The following is a 16,885-nucleotide window of genomic DNA, read 5'->3' as shown; positions in this document are numbered from 1 at the left end:
TGGTGCCTGCACGTCGTGGTGCCTTTCGGCGAGGATCGCCGTGACCGGGGGTACTGGGCAACCGTCGCGTCCAAGGGTGGTCAGGTTGCGCATTCGGTAGGGTGTCGAACCGTGAACGCTGGTCAACCTGTGCAGCTGGATGCCCTCGACGCCCGACTGATCGAACTGCTCACCGAGGAGCCGCGGATCGGGGTGCTGGAGTGCTCCCGACGGCTCGGGGTGGCCCGGGGCACCGTCCAGGCCCGGCTCGACAAGCTGGTCGGCCGGGGGGTGGTCGGTGGGTTCGGCCCGGAGGTGTCGCCCGCCGCGATCGGCTTCACGGTGACCAGCTTCGTCACCTTGGAGATCAGCCAGCGGGACGGCCACGACCGGGTCGCCGCCCACCTCGCGGCCATCCCCGAGGTGCTGGAGGCCCACACGATCACCGGTTCCAGCGACCTGCTCTGCCGGATCGTGGCCCGGTCCAACACCGACCTCCAGCGGGTGATCGACCAGATCGTGTCGTACGAGGGCATCCGCCGCGCCGCCACGATCATCGCCCTGGCCGAGCAGATCCCCTACCGCGTCCTGCCCCTGGTCAGGTCGGCGGCCCGCTGACCGGCTGCCCGGCCAGCGCGTCGCCGAGGGCGGTGCGGCGGTAACGGACCGCCCGGCCGGCGCGCAGCCGGGTGACCAGGCCCGCGTCGCGTAGCACCGCGAGGTGGTCGCCGACGCCGCCGAGGCTCATCCCGAGCGTGACCACGAGCTGACTGGTGGTGGCCGGCACGGTCAGCGCCCGCAGGACGGCGGCCCGGGACCGGCCGACCAGCCGGTCGAGGGCGTCTTCGGGGCGGTCCGGGTCGGGCGGCCCGAGCAGTTCGGCCACGCCGGAGGCCCGGTAGACGATCGCGACGGGCCAGGGCGGCTCCACGTAGTTCATCATCGAGCCGAAGACGGTGGGGACGAGCAGCAGGCCCCGGCCGCCCAGCGCGTGGTCCTGGGGGTCGCGGTCGGCCACCTCGATCGCGCCGGACGCGCCACCGGGCACCCAGCGCAGCCGGGGGTCCAGGTCGCCGACGACCGCCCCCCAGCCGTACGCGAGCAGCCGGCCGGCCCGCTGCACCAGGTCCCGTTCCAGGATCGCCCGCAGCCGGGGCCAGTCCGGTTCCACCAGGGTCGTCCAGGCCGCCTCGATCGCGTCGGCCAGCCGGTCGACCACGTCCGGTGAGTCGTAGACCCGGCGGGCGTACCCGGGCGGAGTCCGGTGACCGGCCAGGTTGCGGGCGAGTTCGGCGCGGGCCCGGGCCAGCGGGGTGGCCCGCACCACCGCCAGTTCGGCGGCGAAGTCCTGGTCGAGCCCGGCCGGCGGAGGCTGGACGAAGTCCGCGTTGTAGGCACGCCGGCGTTGCAACGCCAGCAGGGCGCCCAGCGCGGGCAGTTCCCGGCGCAGCCGGTCGAACTCCGGACGGACCCGGGCCACCCAGGGGACCAGGGCCGGCGCCTGGTGGTGGTTGCCGGAGCACAGCCGCAGCGCCGCCATCGTCTCGATCAGCGGGGAGACCGCGAACCTGCTGGCCGCGATGTCGGCCGGGGTGACCTCGATCCGCACGTCGCCTCCCCGGTTCGTCGCGGAGCGACGGGCATCCCTCGTTTCGCCACTTGGCGAAAGGATAGTGCGGCCGGAGCCGGGTGGGCAGGCTGACCGGGTGACCACCACCAGCAGCGCCGTCGAGCAGCGGGCCGCCACCTATCGGGACGTGTTCGGCGTCGCCGAGTTCCGGGTGCTGTTCGCCGGATTCGGGACCTTCCTCATCGGCGAGACGGTCAAGATGCTCGCCCTGTCCGTGCTGGTCTACGAGCGCACCGGCTCCGGGCTGCTGGCCGCACTGGCGTACGTGACCGGGTTCCTGCCGCACGCCCTCGGCGGGGTGTTCCTGCTCGCCCTGGCCGACCGCTGGCCGCCGCGTACCCTGATCGTCTCCTACGACCTGCTCCGGCTCGCCATGGTGGCGGTGCTCGCCAGCGGGGTGCTCGCCCCGCCCGCCATGCTCGGCCTGGTCGCCGTCGTCGGCCTGTTCGCCCCGGTCAGCGGTGCCGCCCGCAGCGCACTCCTGCCGGAGGTGCTGCACGGCGACGCGTACGTGCTGGGCAGATCGCTGTTCACCGTCGCCGCCGGCGGCACCCAGGTCGCCGGGTTCGCGGTCGGCGGCCTGCTGCTCGGTCTCGTCGGCCCGTACGGCGCGCTCTGGCTGACCGCCGCCACCTGTGGATTGTCGGCGCTACTGGTGGGTGCCGGCCTGGGCGACCGGCCGGCGCGGGCCCGGCCCACGCCACCGGCTCCGGATCCGGCGGTGCCGGTGGCCGCGGGTCCGGCAACGTCGGTGACCGCGGGTCCGGCCGGGCCGGCGCCGGCAGGCGCGAGCGGGCCGGCGGGGGCGGCCCCGGCCGGGCCGGTGCGGGCCGGGGCGGTGCGGGAGACGCTGCGGGTCAACCGGCAGTTGCTCGCCGACCGCCGGATCCGGGGGCTGCTGCTCGCCCAGTGGCTGCCCGGCTCGCTGCTGGTGGGCGCCGAGGCGGTGGCCGTGCCGTACGCCGCCGGACTCGGTCCGGGAGCCAGCGCCGGGGTGCTGCTGATGGCCGGGGCCGCCGGGATGCTCGTGGGGGACCTGGTGGTCGGCCGGTTCGTCGCACCCGCCCGCCGGGAGCGGTGGACGCCGTGGCTGGCCGTGCTGCTCGGCGTACCCATGTTGGCGTTCGTGGCCCGGCCGGGCCTCGCCGCCGGGGCGGTGCTGTTCGCGGTGGCCACCGCCGGTTTCGCCTATCAGCTCGGCCTGGCCCGGCGGTTCCTCGACGCCGTGCCGGCCGACCGGCGGGGGCAGGCGTTCGGGCTGGTCAGCACCGGCCTGATGGCGGTGCAGGGGCTCGCGGCGGCCGGGGCGGGTGCGGTCGCGGAGGTGCTCGCGCCGGGAACCGTGATGGCGCTGGCCGGGGTGGCCTCGCTGCTCGCCACCCTCGCGTTGTGGCCGGTGCTCGCCCCGCGTCACGGAGATTGACCGGCGACACGCCGGAGGGCGGACCGACGCCGGCCACCCGGGTGGCTACCGTGGTCCGGTGGCGAAGGAGGGCGGCCCCGGCGTACGTGGCGGGCTGCTGCTCGGGCTGATCGTCGTGGTGGTGCTCGCCGCCACCGGGGTGTGGAACCCCTTCCCCGGCATGTGGGACTGGGTGAACAAGCGCTCCCCGATCTCCGAACCGGACGTGGCCTGGCAGCACCGCATCGGCGGCACCCCCCGCAGCGTCACCTTCGCCGGCGACACCGTCCTCGTGGAGCAGCGCACCCGGGTCGAGGCCCGCCGTCTCGCCGACGGCACCCCGCTGTGGGACCGCAAGGCCGACTGGGCGGCGGTGACCGGCGGTGAGAAGGACGCGGTCGTCGTCGTGGGCAAGCTGCTGGTCAAGGGGTACGAGGTGCTCGACCCCACCACCGGCGTGACCCGGCGGCGCGACGACGACGCGGTGGCCGTGTGGACGTACCGGAACCTGCTGCTCGACGCCCGCTGCTTCGAGGCCACCGACTGCACCCTGCGCGCCTGGGATCCGCGCGGCACGCAACCGCTGTGGACGGCGTTTCTGCCCGGCGTCAGCACCGGCCTGTTCGCCGACAACCCGAACCTGCTGGACACCCGCCGGCTCGGGGCCCGGCGGGTCGACGAGCAGGTCGCCGGACCCGAGCCGGTGCCGCCGCTGCTCGGCTTCCCCGTCGACGGGCGGGTGCACGTGGTCGACACCGCCACCGGCCGGGTGCTGGTCAACGTGGAGCCGGGCCGCGACGAGCGGCTCGCGGTGATCGGCGGCCGGCTGCTGCGGCTGTCCGCCGTCTCGCGGGACGGCAGCTGCTACTTCGCGCTCAGCGGCCGGGACCCGGCCACCGGCCGGGAGGCGTGGCAGCGCTCCGGGCTGAACCTGCGTACCGCCGACAACGCCGGCTGCGTGCAGCGCCAGGACCCGCAGGGGGCGCGGAGCGTCCTGATCGGTGTGGCACCCGACGGCCGGGAGGCGGTCCTCGACGGGTACGACGGGCGGCTGCTGCTGGTCACCGGCGACGGGGAGCGGCTGCTCGCGGTCGACGACCGCCACGCGCTGGTCCGTACGGCCGACGGCAACGCGGTGGCCGCCCGGGAGCTCGGCGGCGGGCGTACCCGGTGGACCCGGCCGGCGGGCGGGAAGGCGGGGGCGGTGCTCACCCCGTACGCGGCCGTGATCGTCGACGAGAAGCCGTCCCGCGTGGTGGCCCTGGACCCGCGCAGCGGGCGCGAGCTGGCGGTGCTGCGGACCGCCGCGAACGTCCTCGCCGTCGGCCCCAGTGGCATGATCATCGGCGAGGGGCGGGAGATCGGGTACGCCCGTTTCGGCGGCGGCCCCGGCGAGCCGACCCGGTCCGGCGACGGCGGCGACCCGGACCCGGGCGACCCCGGCTCCGGCGGACCCAATCCGGCCCCGCAGGGCAGCTGTGGTCCGAAGAACGAACGGTGCGACGAGCCCGGCAAGGACGGGTGACCGGCGGAGTGGCTCCGGCCGAGGGTCCACGCCGCCGCCGGATGTGAAACGGCGCCGGATGAGACGCCGCCGGATGAGAGCGGAGTCCCAGGACCGACCCGGCGGGTGGGACTGATCGACCCTTCTGCCCTAGGCTTTCCGCTCATGAGCAGTGCCGCCGCGTTCTCGTACTCCCCCTTGCTGCCGACCGGTCCCGACCAGACCGAGTATCGCCTGGTCACCGACGAGGGCGTGGACGTCGTCAACGGCCCCGGAGGGCGCCGGTTCCTCACCGTGGAGCCGGCCGCGCTGACCGCCCTGACGGCCGAGGCCATGCACGACATCGCGCACTTCCTGCGCCCGGCGCACCTGGCTCAGCTGCGGTCGATCATCGACGATCCGGCGGCCTCGCCCAACGACCGGTTCGTCGCGCTGGACCTGTTGCGCAACGCCAACATCGCCGCCGGTGGGGTGCTGCCCATGTGCCAGGACACCGGCACCGCGATCGTGATGGGCAAGCGCGGCCGACACGTGCTGACCGACGGCGGCGACGCCGAGGCGATCTCGCGCGGCGTCTACCAGGCGTACACCAAGCTGAACCTGCGCTACTCGCAGCTCGCCCCGCTGACCATGTGGGAGGAGCGCAACACCGGCAGCAACCTGCCCGCCCAGGTGGAGCTGTACGCCGACGACCCCGACGGGCAGCCCGACGCGTACAAGTTCCTGTTCATGGCCAAGGGCGGTGGCTCGGCCAACAAGTCGTACCTCTACCAGGAGACGAAGGCGCTGCTGAACCCGACGCGGATGATGCAGTTCCTGGAGGAGAAGCTGCGGCTCATCGGCACCGCGGCCTGCCCGCCGTACCACCTGGCCGTGGTCATCGGCGGCACCTCCGCCGAGTACGCGTTGAAGACCGCCAAGTACGCCTCCGCGAAGTACCTCGACGCCCTGCCCACCGCCGGTTCGATGACCGCGCACGGGTTCCGCGACCTGGAGCTGGAGGCCGAGGTGCTGGAGCTGACCCGCAACTTCGGCATCGGGGCGCAGTTCGGCGGCCGGTACTTCTGCCACGACGTGCGGGTGGTGCGGCTGCCCCGGCACGGCGCCTCCTGCCCGGTGGCGATCGCCGTGTCCTGCTCGGCCGACCGGCAGGCGGTCGCGAAGATCACCCCGTCGGGTGTGTGGCTGGAGCGGCTCGAGACCGACCCGGCGCGCTACCTGCCCGACGTCACCGACGAGACGCTCGACGCGACCGAGGTGGTGCGGGTCGACCTGAACCGGCCGATGAGCGAGATCCGCGCCGAGCTGTCGAAGTATCCGGTGAAGACCCGGCTCTCGCTGACCGGCCCGCTCGTGGTCGCCCGGGACATCGCCCACGCCAAGATCGCCGAGCGGCTCGACGCGGGCGAGGCGATGCCGCAGTACCTGCGCGACCACGCCGTCTACTACGCCGGCCCGGCCAAGACCCCCGAGGGCTACGCCTCCGGCTCCTTCGGCCCCACCACGGCCGGCCGGATGGACGCGTACGTGGAGAAGTTCCAGGCAGCCGGCGGCTCCATGGTGATGCTGGCCAAGGGCAACCGGTCCGCCCAGGTCACCCGCTCCTGCCAACAGCACGGCGGGTTCTACCTCGGCTCGATCGGTGGCCCGGCCGCCCGCCTGGCCCAGGACTGCATCAAGCACGTCGAGGTGCTCGAATACGCGGAGCTGGGCATGGAGGCGGTCTGGAAGATCGAGGTGGAGGACTTCCCGGCCTTCATCGTGGTCGACGACAAGGGCAACGACTTCTTCGCCGAGGTCACCAAGCCGGTTCTCACGGTCGGTCGCCGCGGCTGACCGACATCGGTGCGCCCGCCGGCCACAGGGGACCGCCGGGCGCACCGCCCCCGTCGGTCGTCGATGCGCCGACGACCCGCGACGATTGTGGTGACCGCTGCTGTCGATCCACTCTCACATCGCTATCACGCCGGTGAGCGACTTCTGTGACCGTCGGACTACTCTGGCGGAGGTGCGCGGATCCGGGGCGGGGGAGCGGATGCGGTTTCAGATCCTGGGGCCACTCCGGGTCGGTGGGGGCGAAGCCACCGTCTCCGCCGGGCGGGACCGGACCGTCCTCGCGGTGCTGCTGCTGCGCGCCAACCGCGTCGTCGCCGTCGAGGAACTGGTCGACGCCGTGTGGGAGGAGCGTCCGCCGGCCACCGCCCGGGCCCAGTTGCAGACCTGCGTGTCGCGGCTGCGCCAGCGGCTCGCCCGGCTCGGCCTGCCGCCGGAGACGATCGTCACCGACCCCGTCGGCTACGCGGCCCGGATCGGGCCGCAGGACCTGGACGCCGAGGTCTTCGCCCGCGCCGTGGACGCCGCCCGGACCGCCGTCGACAACGGTCGCACCGCCGAGGCCCGCCGGCACTACCGGACCGGCCTGGCGCTGTGGCGCGGCCCGGCGCTGGCCGGCGTCACCGTCCGCAGCGTACGAGGGCGGGCCCAGGCCCTCGACGAGCAGCGGCTCGCGGTGCTGGAGGAGTGCGTCGACGTCGAGCTGCGTCTCGGCCTGGCCGCTCACCTGGTCGACGAGCTGACCGAGGCGGTGCAGCGGCACCCGCTGCGGGACCGGCTGCGGGGGCAGCTCATGCTCGCCCTGTCCGCCGTCGGCCGGCAGGCCGACGCGCTCACCGCCTACCGCGACGGTCGCCGGCTCTACGCCGAGGAGTTGGGCATCGAGCCGGGGGCCGCATTGCAGGAGTTGCACCAGCGGGTGCTCGCCGGAGACCTGGCCGTCGTCGACCCCGGGCGGGCGGCGACGGCACCCGCCCGGGGACTGCCCCGGGCGATCAGCGACTTCACCGGACGGCAGGAGACGATCGCGCGCCTGGTCAAGGAGATCGAGGAGAACCGCGCCCGGATCCAACTCGTCGACGGGATGGCGGGCAGCGGCAAGACCACCCTCGCGGTGCACCTCGCGACCCGGCTCGCCGACCGGTACCCGGACGCCCAGCTCTTCATCGACCTGCACGGGCACAGCGACCGCGCGCCGTTGACCCCGGCGACGGCCTCGGCGGCCCTGTTGCGGCAGTTGGGCGTGCCGCAGGAGCGGATCCCCCCGGACCCGGACGACCGCCTCGCGCTGTGGCGTACCGAACTCGCCGGCCGACGTGCGCTGCTCCTGCTGGACAACGCCGCGGACGCCGACCAGGTGGCACCCCTGCTGCCCACCGGCCGCGGCTGCCTCACCCTCATCACCAGCCGTCGCCGGCTGGTGGGCCTGGACGAGGGCCGCCCCTCCTCGTTGCCGGTCCTCGAACCCGAGGAGGCGGTCGAGCTGCTGGGCCGGGTGGCCGGGGAGGTGCGGGTGGCGGCCGAACCGGAGGCGGCGGCCGAGGTGGCCCACCGCTGCGGCTACCTGCCCCTGGCGATCCGGTTGGCCGGCGCCCGCCTGGCCCACCGTCCCCGCTGGCGGATCACCGACCTGGTCGAGCGCCTGCGGGAGGCGAGCGACCCGCTGGCGGAGCTGGCCGCCGGGCAGCGCTCCGTCGGCGACGCCTTCGCCCTGTCGTACGCCCAGGTGTCGGTGGCGGCGCAGCGCCTGCTCCGGCTGCTCGGGCTGCACCCGGGTGGCCGGTTCGACAACACCGTCGCCGCCGCGCTCGCGGACCTGCCCATGCCCGAGGCGCAGGACGTGCTGGACGAACTGGTGGACGCCCACCTGGTCGACGAGCCGGCGCCGGGTCGGTACTGCCTGCACGACCTGGTCCGCGAGTACGCCCGGACCCTGTTGGCCGAGCCAGCCCACGCGGTGCAGCGCCGCGCCGCGGTGCAGCGGTTGCTCGACCACCACCTGCACGTGGCCGCCGCGATCGCCCGTACGGTCGAGTCGCCGGGTAACCGCCGTAACTTCGTGCTGCCCGATCCGCCCCGTCCCGACCTGGTCGCGGTGTGTACGCCGCAGGGGCTCGGCTGGCTCGACGAGAACCGGGCGACGCTGACCGCGCTGGCGCGGCTGGCGGAGGACGACTTCCCACGCCACTGCTGGCAGCTCGCGCGGGCCTGCTGGCGGCCCTACTTCAACGGTGGGCAGCTCGACGAGCTGATCGAGATGCACACGGTCGGGTTGCGGGCGGCGGAGGCGCTGGGCGACGAGCCGGCGGTGGCGTTGATGCTCAACTATCTGGCGTCCGGCTACTTCCGGCTGGCCCGGTTCCCGCACGCGGTGCGGTTGATGGAGCGCGCGGCGGAGCTGAGCCGGCGGCAGGGGCCGGACGGTCCGCTGGCGAACATCCTGTGGAACCTGGGCAGCGCGTGCGTGGCCGAGGGCAATCACCAGCGCGCCATCGACTACTTCAACGAGGCGGCGCGGCTGTTGCAGAGCATCGACCGCAGCGCCGAGGTGACCGCGCTGCTCAACAACGTGGCCTACGCCTACCTGCACTGGGGACGCCACGAGCAGGCGCTGCGGATCTGCCGGAAACACCTGATGCTGTCACGCGAGATGGCCGACCACCGGGAGTTGGCGAACGCGCTGGGGCACACCGGAGCCGCCCGCCGCCGGATGGGCGACCTGGTGCCAGCCCGGCGGCTGTTGCGGGCGGCGCTGCGCCGGCACCACGCGCTGGGCAACCGGTTCAACGAGGGGGAGGTGCTCAACGAGCTGGGGGTGATCGAGCGGGAGTCGGGGCGGCCCGAGGAGGCTGCGGCCCTGCACCGGGAGGCGCTGATCGCGATCACCGAGGCCGGTGACCGGGTGGGGCAGTGTGCCTCCCGCAACCTGCTGGCCCGATCGCTCCTGGAACTGGGGGACATGCCGAGCGCGCTTGACCTGTTCCGTCGCGTGCTCCGCGACACCACGAAGATCAACCATCGGTACGAGCAGGCCCGTGCGCTCGACGGGATCGCCCGTTGCCTGCGGCCCACCGAGCCGGTCGCCGCCCGCTCGCACTGGACCCGGGCGCTGGCGCTGTTCGAGCAACTCGACGTGCCGGACCGGCTCGAGGTGCGACGGCTGCTCGTCGAACTGGGCTGAGCCCGCCCGCTGGCCCGATCATCTGCACGGCGGGGCGCGGCGCGGCAGGATGGTACGCGTGACGACTCCAGAGGCGACGGGCTACCGGATCGAACGCGACTCGATGGGCGAGGTGGAGGTGCCCGCCGACGCGCTGTGGCGGGCGCAGACCCAGCGGGCGGTGCAGAACTTCCCGATCTCCGGCCGGGGGATCGAGCCGGCGCAGATCCGGGCACTGGCCCAGATCAAGGGCGCGGCGGCCGAGGTCAACGGCGAGTTGGGCGTGATCGACGCGAACGTGGCGGCGGCGATCGCCGCGGCGGCGGCGCACGTGGCCGACGGCGGGTACGACGACCAGTTCCCCGTCGACGTGTTCCAGACCGGCTCCGGCACCTCGTCGAACATGAACACCAACGAGGTCATCGCCACCCTGGCCAGCCGGGAGCTGGGTCGGGACGTGCATCCGAACGACGACGTCAACGCCTCCCAGTCCAGCAACGACGTCTTCCCGTCCTCGATCCACCTGGCGGCCACCGAGGCCGTCGCGCGGGACCTGCTGCCCGCCCTGGCCCACCTGGCGCAGGCCCTGGAGGCCAAGGCCGAGGAGTTCGAGACGGTGGTGAAGGCCGGGCGTACCCACCTGATGGACGCCACCCCCGTCACGCTCGGCCAGGAGTTCGGTGGGTACGCCGCGCAGGTCCGCTACGGCATCGAGCGGCTGGAAGGGGCCCTGCCCCGGCTGGCCGAGCTGCCCCTGGGCGGCACCGCCGTGGGCACCGGCATCAACACTCCGCTCGGGTTCGCGGAGAGGGTCATCGACAGGTTGCGAAACTCGACGGGGCTGCCGCTGACCGAGGCGCGCAACCACTTCGAGGCGCAGGGGGCCCGGGACGCCCTGGTGGAGACGTCCGGCCAGTTGCGGACGGTCGCCGTCGGGCTCTACAAGGTCGCCAACGACATTCGCTGGATGGGTTCCGGCCCTCGGGCGGGCCTGCGCGAACTACGCATCCCCGACCTCCAGCCCGGCTCGTCGATCATGCCCGGCAAGGTGAACCCGGTGGTCTGCGAGGCCGTGCGGCAGGTCTGCGCCCAGGTGATCGGCAACGACGCCACCATCGCCTTCGCCGGTTCGCAGGGCGACTTCGAACTCAACGTCATGCTGCCCGTCATGGCCCGCAACATCCTGGAATCGATCAAGCTGCTGGCCGCGTCGAGCCGGCTGCTGGCGGACCGTTGCGTGGTCGGCGTGGTCGCGGACGCCGAGGTCTGCCTGGCGTACGCGGCGGGTTCGCCGTCGATCGTCACCCCGCTCAACCACTACCTCGGGTACGACGAGGCCGCCTCCATCGCCAAGGAGTCGTTGGCCAGGCAGGTGTCCATCAAGGAGGTGGTGATCGCCCGTGGGCACGTCGACTCGGGCACGCTCACCGAGACCCAGCTCGACGAGACCCTGGACCTGCTCCGGATGACCCATCCCTGACCCTCGCCCGGTGGGACCACCGCTGCCTGCCCGCCCTCCTGTCGACCGCTACCTGTTGACCGCCCTCCTGCTAGCTGCTGGCTGGTGCCTCCCGAGCTGAGTGCGTTTGTGCTCTCACCGACGCGGCGGCTCGCTCCGGCGCGGTGCGGCGCAGGGTGGTGCGGCACCGTGGGTGCGTCGTCGTGCGGGTGTGGTGTGACCCGGTGCGGCGCGGCGCAGGGAGGTGCGGTGCGGGGCGGTGGGTCAGGGGCGGGCGGAGCGGCGGGCCCGGTAGGCGGTGACGGCGACCCGGTTGCCGCAGCCGGTGTCGCAGAACCTACGGGAACGGTTCTTCGACAGGTCCACGAACACGTTGTCGCAGTCCGGGTGGTCGCAGCGCCGCAGCCTGCGCAGTTCACCGGCGCGGACGAGGTCGGCCGTCGCCATCGCCGCCTCGACCGCCATCCGGGTGGCCAGCGGCGCGTCCCGAGGGACGGCGTGCAGGTGGTACGGCTCGTCGTCGTGGGTGATGAGCTGCGGCAACGCGCGGTGCTTGCGGAGCAGACCGTTGACGATCGAGACCACCTCGTCGGTGTCGGCGTCCCAGATCTGGCGCAGCCGGGGCCGCAGCGCCCGCACCGATCGCAGCTCGGCCTGGGTGCGTTCATGACGGCCGGTGAACGCGTGAGTGGCGAGGAAGGCGGCGAGTGCCGCAGCGTCGGGCAATCCCTCGTGGTTGGGGCCAGCGGTGTTGACCAGGGCGGTGGCGGTGATCAACGCGCAGTTGGTGTCATGGGTGAAAAGCAACTTGACTCCTGTCGTCGGACCCGCCTAGCGTCATCATCCTAATTCCGATGACTCATGACAGCCAGGAGCGGTTCCGATGCGCCAACCTCCCACCGCCGTTGTCGGCCTGACCCTGGCTCTGCTCTCTGCGGTCACCTTCGCCACCTCGGGTACGTTCGCCCGCCCGCTGATCGACGGCGGCTGGTCGGCCCCGGCTCTCGTCGTCGTCCGCGTCGGCCTGGCCGCTCTCATCCTGGCGGCCCCGGCGGCGCTCGCGCTGCGTGGCCGGTGGGCGGTGCTGCGCCGCAACCTCGCCACGATCGGTGTCTTCGGCCTGCTCGGTGTCGCACTCGCCCAGGTCTGCTTCTTCAACGCCGTGCGGTACCTGCCCGTCGGGATCGCCCTGTTGCTGGAGTTCCTCGGCATCGTTCTCGTCGTGGGCTGGATGTGGTTGGTGCACGGCCAGCGCCCCCGACGCCTCGCCGTGGCCGGCTCGGTGGCCGCGCTCGTCGGACTGGGTCTGGTGCTCGACGTGGCGGGTGCCGGCGGCCTCGACCCGGTGGGCGTGCTGTGGGGGCTCGGCGCGGCCGTGGGATTGGCCGGGTACTTCGTGCTGGCCGGACGGGTCGACGAGGGCCTGCCCTCGGTCGTGCTGGCCAGCGGCGGGATGGCCGTCGGGGCGAGCGTGCTTCTGCTGCTCGGCGTCGTCGGGGCGCTGCCACTGAGCGTCACCCTCGGTTCGGTCGACTTCGGCGGCCTGCATACCAGCTGGCTGGTGCCGGTGGTGGGGCTGGTGCTGGTGGCGGCCGTGGTCGCGTACCTCGCCGGAATCGCCGCCACCCGGGTGCTCGGCTCCCGGCTCGCCTCGTTCGTGGGGCTGACCGAGGTGATGTTCGCGGTGCTGATCGCCTGGCTCGTGCTGGGCGAGCTGCCCACCGCCGTCCAGCTCCTCGGAGGCGCGCTGATCGTCGCCGGGGTGGCCCTGGTCCGGGTCGACGAACTCCGGGTGCCCGCACTGGGGCCGACGGCCGTCGAGCTGGTGCCGACGGCCGCCGAGCCGAGGCCGACGGCCGTCCCGACGGCCACGCTTCCGTGAGACCCTGGGGGGTGTGCTGACCACCGTCGTGTTCGACGCCGACGAGACTCTGGTCGACCTTCGCCCGGCGGTGACCGGGGGCCTGGTGGCCGTACTGGAACAGATGCGGCGGCTGACCCCGGCGGCGGCCGAGGTCACGCTCGCGGATCTGGAGTCGGACTGGGGTGCCGTCCTCGGCGAGTGGGCGGCCGCCCCGGTGGTGGAGATCAGGCGGGCGGCGCTGGCCCGGTCCGCAGCCCGGGCGGGGCTCCGATCCCACCTGGACGAGCTGGCAGCGGTGTTCTTCGCCCGCCGGTACGCGCTGACCCGGCCGTTTCCCGACGTCCTGCCTGCGCTGGCTGCGCTGCGTGGCCGGTGGACACTCGGTTTCGCCACCAACGGCAACAGCCGTGCCGAACGCTGCGGGCTCGCCCGGCAGTTCGCGTTCGAACGGTACGCGCACGAGAACGGACTGCCGAAGAAGCCCGCCCCGGAGTTCTTCGCCGCCGTGGTCGGTGCGTCAGGGGCGCGGGCCGAGCAGGTCGTGCACGTGGGCGACAACCCGGCCCACGACGTCGTCGCGGCGCAGCGTGCCGGCCTGCGCGCGGTCTGGCTCAACCGGCTCGGTGTCGCCCGACCGCCCGGCGTCACCCCCGACGCCGAACTGTCCACGGTGGCGGACCTGCCCGCCCTGCTCGCCCGTTGGTCCGGGCAAAACGAATCTTCCCCCGTAACTCCGGCGGTGATCTGGTGAACTGCCATTCATTGATGTCTGATGGCTGCCACGTCCCTCAACGAGAGGATCCGATGTGGTGAGCAAGCGCTTCACCGCCGGTGCCGTCGCGACCGCGACGGTGCTGGCACTGACGGTGACGGGAATGAGCGTGCCGGCCAGCGCCGAGCCGACCAGCACCCGCACCTTTACGGTCGTCGCCGAGGACGGTGTATCCGCCGATGCGGCGATCGCCGCGATCAGGGCCGCCGGTGGCACCGTGGTCAGCCGCACCGACGAGGTCGGCATGTTCCAGGTGACCAGTGACCGCGCCGACTTCGTCGCGAAGGCGACCGCGGCGACGGCCCTGATCGGGGCCAGCGAGCAGAAGGCCATCGGCCGCAAGCCGAAGTTGGACCGCGTCGAGCAGGAGAACCAGCTCGCCTCCGCCGCCGCCACGAAGAGGGCCGGCAAGCAGCGCGGGAAGAAGATGGACCCGCTGGACGACAAGCTCTGGGGTCTGGAGATGATCCGGGCCGACAAGGCACGCAAGATCGAGCCGGGTGACCGCCGGGTCACCGTCGGGGTGCTCGACACCGGCGTCGACGCCAGCAACCCGGACATCGCGCCGAACTTCAGCTGGTCCCTGTCGCGTAACTTCGCCCCCGACATCGTCGAGATCGACGGCGAGTGCGAGGTGGCGAGCTGCCTCGACCCGGTCGGCACCGACGACGGCGGCCACGGCACGCACGTGGCCGGCACCATCGGCGCAGCCGCCAACGGTTTCGGCCTCTCCGGCGTCGCTCCGAACGTCACCCTGGTCGGGCTCAAGGGCGGACAGGACTCCGGGTACTTCTTCCTCGACCCGGTGGTCAACTCGCTGCTGTACGCCGGCAAGGTCGGCCTCGACGTGGTGAACATGTCGTTCTACGTCGACCCGTGGCTCTACAACTGCACCTCGAACCCGGCGGACTCGCCGGAGGCGCAGGCCGCGCAGCGGGCCACCATCAGGGCCATGAAGCGGGCCCTGACCTTCGCCCACAACCGGGGCGTGACCCTGGTCGGAGCACTGGGCAACAACCACGAGGACCTGGGCGACCCGCGGCCCGACGCGTCCAGCCCGAACTACGGTGACGTTCCTCCGTACCCGCGCGAGATCGACAACGACAGCTGCTGGGACCTGCCCGCCGAAGGGCCGCACGTGATCAGCGTGTCGTCGGTCGGCCCGTCCGGCAAGAAGTCGGACTTCTCGAACTACGGCACCGAGCAGATCTCGGTGGCGGCACCGGGTGGCTGGTACCGCGACGGCTTCGGCACCGACTCGTTCCGTACCGACGCCAACATGATCCTCTCCACGTACCCGAAGAAGGTGCTCCAGGAGGAGGGCACGGTCGACGAGGACGGCAACATCGTGCCGGGTGCGGAGACCTTCGTGTTCAAGGAGTGCAGGACCAACGGTGAGTGCGGGTACTACACCTACCTGCAGGGCACGTCGATGGCGGCACCCCACGCCGCCGGCGTGGCCGCGCTGATCGTCAGCCGCCACGGCAAGCGGCAGGGCCGCAGCGGCTACGGCATGGCCCCCGACCTGGTCGAGCAGCACCTGTACCGGACGGCCGCCGAGCGCGCGTGCCCGGAGCCGCGGCTGCAGAGCTACACCGACGAGGGCCGGTCGGCCGAGTACGACGCCTACTGCGCCGGCTCGGTCAACTTCAACGGCTTCTACGGCTACGGCATCATCGACGCGTTCGCGGCGGTGAAGAGCCCGGTCAAGCCCCGCATCCGCCCGTAACGGACGGCCACGGCGGCCCGGTCGAGTCGATCTCGACCGGGCCGCTGCGCGCACTGCCCAGGCGGGGGTTCGGAGAGCCCGGACGGGTATACGGCGGGCCTGGGCGGGTGTGCGGGGAGGGCCCGGGTGAGTGTGGGCCGGGTTGCGGCACAGTGCGGTTTCCGGGCCGGGGGATACCGCGGCTTGCCGCAAGCCGGGTCGGGTCGTCGCCGAGCGGAGCGGAGTCCCGTAGCGCCCCGTCATCGACGCCACCCCCGGGAGACGAGTGCGGCACGGACTTCGCGGGCGACAGCGGGGAAGTCGCGGTACAGGCGTTGGCTGGTGACGTGCAGCACCAGCCAGCCGGCACCCACGAGCTGGTTGAGGCGCTGCCGGCCCCGGTGCAGGTGCTCCCGGCCGGCGTGCCACAGCCCGTCGTACTCCACCGCCACCCGGTATTCCGGCCAGGCCAGGTCCGGGTGCAGGACCGGACCGCCAGGCACGCGCACCGGGTGCTGGGTGACCGGGCGGGGAATCCCGGCCAGCACCAGCCGGACCCTCAGCTGGGACTCTGGTGGCGACTGCGCGCCAGCATCGGCCAGGCCGAACACCCATCGGGCCCGCCGGGCGCCGGGCCGGTGGGCGTACGCCGCTGCCACCTCGGCGAGAGCGACGGCGGTCGTCAGCCCTCGGCCGAGCAAGCTGTCGACGATGGCGACGGAACGGAGCGGCTCCAGCCAGACGGCCGACTCCCAGGCGGCTGCTGTGGGATCCGTGCGGGGGAGAAGGGGAGACCCCGCGCGTGCTGCTGCGGAAACGCTGGTCAGGTCTGCGGTGGCCGGCCACGGATCCGCGCGGGTCATGGTGGCACCATCACCGTCGCGTGGCTGGTGGGTGCCAGCCCGACGGTGGAGTGCGCCAGACGTGCCGTGACCAGCACGGAGGCACTGTTCGCCGCCCTGCCCCGCACCAGACTTCATGGTCACGCTGGCCGGGACGAAACCCTGCGGTGAGCCGGCCGTGTGCACCCGCAGGCCGCGCTGGCTGCGCAGCCCGGCACCGGCCGGCACGACCACGTGGACGTCGTCGGTGAACTTGGCGGCGTGCGCGACGCCGTGCAGGAACGCCGCCGACGGGCCGGCGATCGCCGATCCGGCGGGCAGTTGCAGTGCGACGGCACGACAGGCCAGGGCATGGTCTCGTGCGAGTCGCGCGTCGGCGTACACGTCGTGGCGCAGTCGTACCCACGCGGAGCTGCGGAGTTGGTGTGCGGTGAGCAGGTCGCGACGGACGGCGGCCGAGCCGCGGAAGACCTGCCAGGCCAGGGCCTCGGGCCGGTACGCGTGAGGGGGCATGTGGGAAGCGTGCGCGTTGCCGGTACGCCCGCGACACCCCTGTGGACAACCGAGGGCAGGGCTACGCGGAGGTGCTGTGGACAGCCGGCCATCGAGGCGCGAAGCGTGGTATAGGCGACCCGGTTCCGCCCGGTGCACGCTCTAGCACGGTGCCGATACCGCGGTGCGTGTCGCGTGATGCGTGGTGGGCGGTGGGTGGTGGCGGTGCGTGGTGGGCGG

12 protein-coding genes are annotated in these 16,885 nt (G+C 73.1%); 9 read left to right on the top strand and 3 right to left on the bottom strand.

Annotated elements, in window-relative coordinates:
- Window positions 1-111: 111 nt before the first annotated feature.
- Complete coding sequence (locus tag GA0070616_RS10395) at window positions 112-597, top strand: Lrp/AsnC family transcriptional regulator (RefSeq protein WP_091080076.1); 486 nt, start codon at window positions 112-114, stop codon at window positions 595-597.
- Here GA0070616_RS10395 and GA0070616_RS10390 read toward each other — a convergent pair.
- The gene (locus tag GA0070616_RS10390; RefSeq protein WP_091080072.1) at window positions 578-1,588 is read right to left on the bottom strand and encodes an ArsR/SmtB family transcription factor; all 1,011 of its coding nucleotides are present in this window, start codon (window positions 1,586-1,588) and stop codon (window positions 578-580) included. The two genes, GA0070616_RS10395 and GA0070616_RS10390, sit on opposite strands and share 20 nt — an antisense overlap.
- Between GA0070616_RS10390 and GA0070616_RS10385 the strand changes: the two genes are divergently transcribed.
- The 5 genes from GA0070616_RS10385 (at window position 1,560) to GA0070616_RS10365 (ending at window position 10,988) form a co-directional block, all read left to right on the top strand.
- Window positions 1,560-3,032 carry an MFS transporter gene (locus GA0070616_RS10385; protein ID WP_139128869.1) on the top strand — a complete coding sequence of 491 codons (1,473 nt, stop codon included), beginning with the start codon at window positions 1,560-1,562 and terminating at the stop codon, window positions 3,030-3,032. The genes GA0070616_RS10390 and GA0070616_RS10385 overlap by 29 nt on opposite strands.
- 58 nt (window positions 3,033-3,090) lie before the next feature.
- Window positions 3,091-4,536 carry an outer membrane protein assembly factor BamB family protein gene (locus GA0070616_RS10380; RefSeq protein WP_425412936.1) on the top strand — a complete coding sequence of 482 codons (1,446 nt, stop codon included), beginning with the start codon at window positions 3,091-3,093 and terminating at the stop codon, window positions 4,534-4,536.
- 144 nt (window positions 4,537-4,680) lie between these two features.
- A complete protein-coding gene (locus tag GA0070616_RS10375) occupies window positions 4,681-6,351 on the top strand; it encodes a fumarate hydratase (RefSeq protein WP_091080069.1) in 1,671 nt (556 codons plus the stop codon).
- A gap of 199 nt (window positions 6,352-6,550) precedes the next feature.
- The gene (locus tag GA0070616_RS10370) at window positions 6,551-9,529 is read left to right on the top strand and encodes an AfsR/SARP family transcriptional regulator (RefSeq protein ID WP_091080065.1); all 2,979 of its coding nucleotides are present in this window, start codon (window positions 6,551-6,553) and stop codon (window positions 9,527-9,529) included.
- A gap of 49 nt (window positions 9,530-9,578) precedes the next feature.
- Complete coding sequence (locus tag GA0070616_RS10365) at window positions 9,579-10,988, top strand: class II fumarate hydratase (protein WP_175440029.1); 1,410 nt, start codon at window positions 9,579-9,581, stop codon at window positions 10,986-10,988.
- A 243-nt stretch (window positions 10,989-11,231) separates the two neighbouring features.
- Here the strand turns inward: GA0070616_RS10365 and GA0070616_RS10360 are convergent, their stop codons facing one another.
- Window positions 11,232-11,774: a CGNR zinc finger domain-containing protein gene (locus GA0070616_RS10360; protein WP_091080058.1), complete on the bottom strand. Its 543-nt coding sequence runs from the start codon at window positions 11,772-11,774 to the stop codon at window positions 11,232-11,234.
- A gap of 76 nt (window positions 11,775-11,850) precedes the next feature.
- Between GA0070616_RS10360 and GA0070616_RS10355 the strand changes: the two genes are divergently transcribed.
- Genes GA0070616_RS10355 through GA0070616_RS10345 form a run of 3 tightly spaced genes read left to right on the top strand, consistent with a single transcriptional unit; the run spans window position 11,851 to window position 15,332 of the window.
- Complete coding sequence (locus GA0070616_RS10355) at window positions 11,851-12,849, top strand: EamA family transporter (protein ID WP_091080055.1); 999 nt, start codon at window positions 11,851-11,853, stop codon at window positions 12,847-12,849.
- A gap of 13 nt (window positions 12,850-12,862) precedes the next feature.
- A complete protein-coding gene (locus tag GA0070616_RS10350) occupies window positions 12,863-13,582 on the top strand; it encodes an HAD family hydrolase (RefSeq protein ID WP_091080051.1) in 720 nt (239 codons plus the stop codon).
- A gap of 58 nt (window positions 13,583-13,640) precedes the next feature.
- Window positions 13,641-15,332 (top strand): S8 family serine peptidase, encoded by a 1,692-nt coding sequence (locus GA0070616_RS10345; protein ID WP_091090419.1) that lies wholly within the window; start codon window positions 13,641-13,643, stop codon window positions 15,330-15,332.
- Window positions 15,333-15,571: 239 nt separating this feature from the next.
- On the opposite strand, the gene GA0070616_RS10340 is transcribed toward GA0070616_RS10345, so the two are convergent.
- Window positions 15,572-16,666, bottom strand: coding sequence for a hypothetical protein (locus GA0070616_RS10340; protein WP_091080048.1), 1,095 nt, complete (start codon window positions 16,664-16,666; stop codon window positions 15,572-15,574).
- Window positions 16,667-16,885 lie beyond the last annotated feature (219 nt).

This window comes from Micromonospora nigra, from assembly GCF_900091585.1.
GTDB classification, from domain to species: domain Bacteria; phylum Actinomycetota; class Actinomycetes; order Mycobacteriales; family Micromonosporaceae; genus Micromonospora; species Micromonospora nigra.
This window is presented reverse-complemented; position numbering and strand designations above follow the sequence as displayed.